The 7,590-nt window shown below is 74.1% G+C and carries 2 protein-coding genes and 1 pseudogene; all 3 read left to right on the forward strand.

Translation table 11 applies throughout. The features are described 5' to 3' along the window. A pseudogene (locus ACZ7GX_RS12900) lies at window positions 1–5,363 on the forward strand (amino acid adenylation domain-containing protein); the annotation flags it as partial. Between the two features lie 71 nt (window positions 5,364–5,434). Next, window positions 5,435–6,250 carry an ABC transporter permease gene (locus ACZ7GX_RS12905; RefSeq protein ID WP_498776012.1) on the forward strand — a complete coding sequence of 272 codons (816 nt, stop codon included), beginning with the start codon at window positions 5,435–5,437 and terminating at the stop codon, window positions 6,248–6,250. A 13-nt stretch (window positions 6,251–6,263) separates the two neighbouring features. Beyond that, a complete protein-coding gene (locus ACZ7GX_RS12910; protein ID WP_498776015.1) occupies window positions 6,264–7,475 on the forward strand; it encodes a cytochrome P450 in 1,212 nt (403 codons plus the stop codon). Window positions 7,476–7,590: the final 115 nt, after the last annotated feature.

A 7,590-nucleotide genomic window follows, 5' to 3' on the forward strand; every position in this document is an offset into this window, starting at 1 on the left:
CTGCCTTCTCTCCCCCCCTCTCCCCCCTCCCCCCCCCCCCCCCCCCCCCCACCCCCCCCCCCCCCCCCCCCCCCCCCCCCCCCCCCCCCCTGCGCCAGGGGCACCCGGCCTACGTGATCTACACGTCCGGGTCCACCGGGCGGCCCAAGGGCGTCGTGGTCGACCACGCCGGGCTCGTCGCCATGGTCCGGAGCCTGATCGCGAAGTTCGACGTCACGCCCGACACGCGGGTGCTCCAGTTCGCCTCCTACAGCTTCGACGCGACGGTGTGGGAGTGGGGCCTGGCCCTGCTGGGCGGCGGCACGCTGGTGGTCGCCGACGACGACGCCCGCGCGCCGGGCCGACCGCTGCTCGACCTGATCCGGACCAGGCGGGTCAACCTCGCGGCGCTGCCGCCGGTGGTCGCGGGCGGGCTGCCCGAGGACGCCCGGCTGCCCGACGACCTGGTGATGGTCGTCGCCGGCGAGGCGTGCCCGCCGGAGGTGGTGGCGCGCTGGGCGCCCAGGCACCGGATGTTCAACGGGTACGGGCCGACCGAGGCGGTGCTCGCCTCGACCGTCGGCGGCCCGCTGACCGGCGAGGGCAGGCCGCCCATCGGCACGCCGACCGCGGCGCACCGGGTGTACGTGCTCGACCCGCTGCTGCGGCCGGTGCCCGTCGGCGTGACGGGCGAGCTGTACGTCGCCGGCGGGCTCGCCCGCGGGTACCTCGACCGGCCCGGCCTGACCTCCGAGCGGTTCGTCGCCGACCCGTTCGACGCGCCGGGCGGGTTCATGTACCGCACCGGCGACCTGGTCCGGTGGCACGCCGACGGCCAGCTGGACTACGTCGGCCGCGCGGACGACCAGGTGCAGCTGCGCGGCTTCCGCATCGAGCTGGGCGAGATCGAGTCGGCGCTGGTGTCGCACCCCGGCGTGGCCCAGGCCGTGGTCGTGGTCCGCGAGGACGACGGCGACCGCAGGCTGGTCGGCTACCTGGTGCCCGCCGCGCCCGCGCCCGAACGACCCGGCGCGGTGCCCGACGGCGTGCGGGAACTGCTGGTCGAGTCGCTGCCGGAGTACATGGTCCCGGCGGCGCTGGTCGCGCTGGACGAGCTGCCGCTGACCGCGCAGGGCAAGCTGGACCGCAAGGCGCTGCCCGCGCCCGAGGCCGGCGCGCCCGCCGCTCGCGGCCGGGGACCGCGCACACCGGTCGAGGACATCCTGACCGGGCTGTTCGCCGACGTGCTCGGCCTGCCGCAGGTGGGGATCGACGAGGACTTCTTCGAGCTCGGCGGGCACTCCCTGCTGGCCACGCGGGTCATCAGCCGGGCCCGGTCCGCGCTGGGCGTCGAGCTGCCCATCCGGGCGTTGTTCGAGGCGCGCACCGTGGCGGCGCTGGCCGACCAGGTGCGCGGCGCGCAGGGCGCCCGACCGGCGCTGGCGCCGATGCCGCGCGGCGAGCGGACGCCCCTGTCGTTCGCCCAGCGGCGGCTGTGGTTCCTCAACCGCCTGGAGGAGAACGCCACCGGCACCTACAACGTGCCGCTGGCGATGCGCCTGACCGGCGCGCTGAGGGTCGACGCGCTGCGCGCCGCCCTGCGCGACGTCGTGGCCAGGCACGAGGTGCTGCGCTCGGTGTTCCCGGACGAGGACGGCAAGCCGCACCAGCGGGTGGCCGACCTGCCGCCGGACCACCCGCCGCTGGAGGTGGCCGAACTCGCCGAGGCGGAGCTGGGCCGCGTGCTGACCGCCGAGACGGACCGCGGGTTCGACCTCGCGACCGAACCCGCGATGCGCGCCAAGCTGTTCCTGCTCGGCCCTGACGAGCACGTGCTGCTGGTCGTCTTCCACCACATCGCGTTCGACGGCTGGTCGATCGCGCCGTTCGCCCGCGACCTGACCGACGCCTACCGCGCCCGTTGCGCGGGCGTGGCCCCGGACCGGTCGCCGCTGCCGGTGCAGTACGCGGACTACGCGCTGTGGCAGCGGGAGCTGCTCGGCTCCGAGGACGACCCGGAGAGCCTGCTCGGCGCCCAGCTCGCGTACTGGACCGAGGCGCTCGCCGACCTGCCCGAGGAACTGGACCTGCCGACCGACTTCCCGCGCCCGGCGGTGAGCACGCACGACGGCGGCGAGGTCGAGTTCCTGGTCGACGGCCCGCTGTACGCGGGGCTGGTGGCACTGGCGCGCGAGTCCGGCGCGAGCGTGTTCATGGTGTTCCAGGCGGCCGTGTCGGCCCTGCTGGGCAAGCTCGGCGCGGGCACGGACATCCCGCTCGGCACCCCGGTGGCCGGCCGGGCCGACGAGGCGCTCGACGAGCTGGTCGGGTTCTTCGTCAACACCGTGGTGCTGCGCACCGACACCGCCGGCGACCCGACGTTCCAGGAGCTGGTGCACCGCGTGCGGGAGGCGAACCTCGGCGCGTACGCGCACCAGGACCTGCCGTTCGAGTACCTGGTGGAGAAGCTGAACCCGGTGCGGTCGCCGGCCCGCCAGCCGCTGTTCCAGGTCATGCTGGTGCTGCAGAACGACGGTGACGGGCCGGCCGTCCTGCCCGGCCTGAACGCCCGCGTGCAGCCGGTGGCCGCGCCGCGCGCGAAGTTCGACCTCACCTTCCAGCTCGACGAGCTGGTCGCCGACGGCGCGCCCACGGGCATCCGGGGCGCGCTGGAGTACACGACCGACCTGTTCACCCGGTCCACGGTCGAGCGGATCGCGGACCGGCTGCTGCGGTTGCTGCGCGCCGCGGTGGCCGACCCGGGCGCGCGGCTGAGCCGGCTCGACGTGCTGGACCCGGAGGAGCGCGAGCGGGTGCTGGGCGCGGGCGCCGGACCACGCCGCCCGGAAGCGTACCGGGGCGTGGTGGAGCGGGTGCGCGAGTTCGCCGCCCGCACGCCCGACGCCGTGGCCGTCGTGGACGAGGACGGCGAGGTCACCTACTCGACGCTGGTGCGCCGCGCCGCCGCGGTGTCCCGTGAGCTGGACGGCGGTCTGGCCGCGGTGCTGGCCGCACCGGGCGCGCGCTACGTATCGGCGGTGCTGGGCGCGCTCGGCGCGGGTGGCGCCTACCTGCCGCTGGACGTGCAGGCCCCGGTGTCGCGCACGGCCGCGTTGCTGGCCGACAGCGGCGCGCGCGTGCTGCTGACCGACGCCGCGCACCGCCGCCTGGCCGAACAGGTGGCGGGCGCCGCCCGGGTGGTCGTCCTGGACGGCGCCGAGGACGGCGACCTGCCGCCGTTGTCGGGTGCGGCGGACGACCTCGCGTACGTGATCTTCACGTCCGGGTCGACGGGCAAGCCGAAGGGCGCGATGGTGCACCGGGCGGGCATGGTCAACCACCTGCTCGCCAAGGTGGACGACCTGCGGCTGTCCGAACAGGACGCGGTGGTGCACAACGCGCCGGTGACGTTCGACATCTCGGTGTGGCAGATGCTGGCGCCGTTGGTGGTCGGCGGCCGGGTGCGGGTCGTCGGCCGCGAGGTCGCCGCGGACCCGGAGGCGTTGTTCGGCATCACGGCCGGTGAACGCGTCTCGGTGCTGGAGGTCGTCCCGTCGCTGCTGCGCGCCGCGCTGGACGTGTGGGACACCACGGGCGAGGCGCCGGAGCTGCCGTCGCTGCGCCGGCTGGTCGTCACCGGCGAGGCGTTGCCCGCCGACCTGTGCGAGCGGTGGTTCGCGCGGTTCCCGGCCATCCCGCTGGTCAACGCCTACGGGCCGACCGAGTGCTCCGACGACGTCACGCACGCGGTGATCACCGGGCCGGTGCGCGGCACGCGCGTGCCGATCGGCCAACCGGTGCGCAACACCGCGCTGTACGTGCTCGGCGACGACCTGCGGCCGCTGCCCGTCGGCGTGCCGGGCGAGCTCTACGTCGGCGGCCTCGGCGTCGGGCGCGGCTACCTCGGCGACCCCGCGCGGACGTCGGTGACGTTCCTGCCCGACCCGTTCGCCGCGGAGTCCGGTCTCGGCGCGGGCGCGCGGATGTACCGCACGGGCGACCGGGTGGTGCTGCGCCCGGACGGCAACCTGGAGTTCCTGGAGCGACGCGACCACCAGGTCAAGATCCGCGGCCACCGCATCGAGCTGGGCGAGGTCGAGGCCGCGGCCCGGGCGTTGTCCGCCGTGCGCGACGCGGTGGTGGTCGTCGACGGCGACGCCAAGGGCCACAAGCGGCTCGTCGGCTACGTCGTGCCGGCCGACGACGCGGGCGGCGACATCGCGTTGCTGCGCAAGGAGCTCGGCGAGTCGCTGCCCGACTACATGGTGCCCGCCGCGCTGGTCGTGCTCGACGCCCTGCCCCTGACGCCCAACGGCAAGGTGGACCGCAAGGCCCTGCCCGCCGCGGACTTCGCGCACCTGCCCTCCACGCGCGCCCCGCGCACCCCGGCCGAGGAGCTGCTGGCCGGGATCGTCGCGGACGTGCTCGGCGTGCCGTCGGTCGGCGTGGACGACAACTTCTTCGCGGTCGGCGGCGACAGCATCAGCTCGATCCAGGTCGTCACCCGCGCCCGCAAGGCGGGGTTGCCGATCGCGATCGCGGACGTGTTCGTGCACCAGACCGTCGCCGACCTGGCGGCCGCGGCGGACGACCGCGCGCCGTCGCGGGCCGCGGCGATCTCCAGCGTGTTCGAGGAGTTCGCCGCCCTGGAGGAGACCACGCCGTTCGACACCGTGCTGCGGATGAAGCCGGGCTCCGGTCCCGCGCTGTTCTGCCTGCACAGCGGCGTCGGCTTCGCCCTGCCCTACATCGGCCTGGCGCCGCACGTCGGCCCGGACACGCCGCTGGTGGGCATCCAGTCGCCGTCCATCACCGAGCTGGCCGCGCTGCCGACGTCGTTGGGGCAGTTGGCGTCGGACTACCTCGACCTGATCAGGTCGATCCAGCCCGAGGGCCCGTACCACCTGCTCGGCTGGTCGTTCGGCGGCATCCTCGCCCACGAGGTGGCCGCGCGGCTGGAAGCCGACGGCGAGCGGGTCGGCGTGCTGGCCAACCTCGACGCCTACCCGCCGAGCAGGCACGACCCGCACGGCGACGACCAGGCGATGCTCGGCTGGGTGGTGGAGCTGGTCGGGCACGACCGGTCGGAGTTCGCGGGCCGCGACATCACCGCCGAGGACGTGGTCGAGGTGCTGCGCCGCGACGGCAGCCCGCTGGCCGGGCTCGGCGACGAGCGGGTGCTGGCGATGATCGAGGTGATGAAGGTCCACTCGCGGTTCTCCGAGCGGTACCGGCCGTCCCGCTACGACGGCGAGGTGCTGCTGTTCGCGGCCTCCGGCGAGCTGCCCGAGGACGAGCTGGCCGAACGGGTCGACCTGTGGACGCCGCACGTCGGCGCCCTCCGAGTGCACCACCTGCCCGGTGGGCACGACCACATGATGAACCCGGGCCACCTGGCCCGGATCGGCGCGGCGGTGGCGGCCGGGATGTCCCGCCCGCCCGGGAATGGGGAATCGTGAACGCACTGGTCGACGTCAAACCCGGGCCCGGGGCGACCCTGGTCGAAGTCCTGGCCGTGACCGGCAGGCGGCTGCGGCACCTGCGCCGGGCGCCCGGCCGCTTCATCGGGGTCACGCTCAACCCGCTGGTGTCCATGCTGGTGCTCGGCTACCTGTTCCAGCAGTCGATCTCCATCCCCGGCGGCGGCAGCTACCAGGAGTACCTGTTCGCGGGCGCGGCGCTGCAGGTCGGTCTTGCGGGCGTCGGCCCGACCGCCATCGCGGTCGCGACGGACCTGAAGGGCGGGCTGATCGACCGGTTCCGGTCGCTGCCGATCTCGCGGTCGTCCGTCCTCATCGGACACACGATCGCCGACCTCGTGGTCGCGGTGATGGGCCTGGCCGTCGTCGTGGGCGTCGGCCTGCTGCTGGGGTGGCGCTCGCACACCGGGCTGCTGCCCACGCTCGCCGCGTTCGGCGTGCTGGTCGTGTTCTGCTACGTGGTGACGTGGGTCGGCGTGCTGCTGGGCATGTCGTCCAAGAGCCTGGAGACCATCGACTCGATCGCGCCGCTGGTCGTGGTCGTGTTCCCGTTCCTGTCGAACGCGTTCCTGTCCGAGCAGAACCTGCCCGCGTGGCTGGCGCCGATCGCGGCCTGGAACCCCATCAGCGCGGTGGCCACGGCCTGCCGCCAGCTGTGGGGCAACCCGGTCACCACCGGCGGCGGCTTCCCGACCGACCACCCGGAGGTGGTCGTCGTGGTGACCCTCGGCCTGCTGTTCCTGCTGACCTCGTTCGTCAGCCTGCGCCGGTACGCGAGCACCGCCAACTGAGGAGAACACGGACATGACCGCCCACCTGGCCGATGTCGACCTGGCCGACCTGGACCTGGCCGACCCGCAGACGTTCCTGGACGTGGACCTGCACTCGATGTGGCGGCGGCTGCGCGAAGAGGACCCCGTGCACTGGAACCCGCCGGGCGACGGCACGCCGGGCTTCTGGGTGCTGTCCCGCTACGCCGACGTCGTGGCGGTGTACAAGGACAACAAGAGGTTCACCTCCGAGCACGGCAACGTGCTGTCCACGTTGTTGCGCGGCACGGACTCGGCGTCGGGCAAGATGCTCGCGGTCACCGACGGCCCGCGGCACCGCGACGTGCGCAACCTGATGATCAAGTCGTTCTCGCCGCGCGTGCTGGCGAAGGTCGCCGAACGGGTGCACCAGCGGACCCTGGCGCTGGTGGGCGAGCGGGTCGGGCCGACGTTCGACTTCGCCACCGACGTCGCCGACCACATCCCGATCAACACGATCGGCGACCTGATGGACGTGCCCGTCGCGGACCGGGCGAAGCTCGTGGACTGGAACAACCGGACGCTGAGCCGGTACAGCTCCGAGGACACCGAGCTGGAGGAGTGGCTGGCCCGCAACGAGATCCTGCTGTACTTCTCGGGCCTGGCCGAGCAACGCCGGCGCGACCCCGGCGACGACGTGGTCAGCGCCCTGGCCAACGGGCTGGTGGACGGCGCGCCGCTGAGCGAGGACGAGATCGTCTTCAACTGCTACAGCCTCATCCTGGGCGCGGACGAGTCCAGCCGCATGTCCTCGATCGGCGGGCTCCTCGCGCTGCACCAGCACCCGGAGCAGTGGCGCGCGCTCAAGGACGGCAAGGTCGACATCGGCACGGCGACCGAAGAGGTGCTGCGCTGGACCACGCCCGCCATGCACTTCGGCCGCCGCGCCGTCGTGGACGTGGAGCTCGGTGGGCGGGTCATCAAGGCGGGCGACGTGGTGACGCTGTGGAACAGCTCGGCCAACTTCGACGACGAGGTGTTCACCGACCCGCTGTCGTTCGACCTGTCGCGCACGCCCAACCGGCACATCGCGTTCGGCCACGGACCGCACTTCTGCCTCGGCGCCTACCTCGGGCGCGCCCACGTGCGCTCGGTGCTGGAGGCGGTGCGCGACCTGGTCGACGAGATCGAGCTGGCCGGTGAGCCGCGCCGGCTGTTCTCCAACTTCGTCCACGGCTACTCCAGCCTGCCGGTGACGTTGCGCTGACCGCGTTCCCCGACCGCCCCGGGGGGGGGGGGGGGGGGGGGGGGGGGGGGGGGGGGGGGGGGGGGGGGGTGGTGTGTGGGGGGGGGGTGTCCCCGCTGTGGGGGGGAGGCCGCCA

The sequence above is a fragment of the Actinosynnema sp. NPDC037264 genome (genome assembly GCF_055603705.1).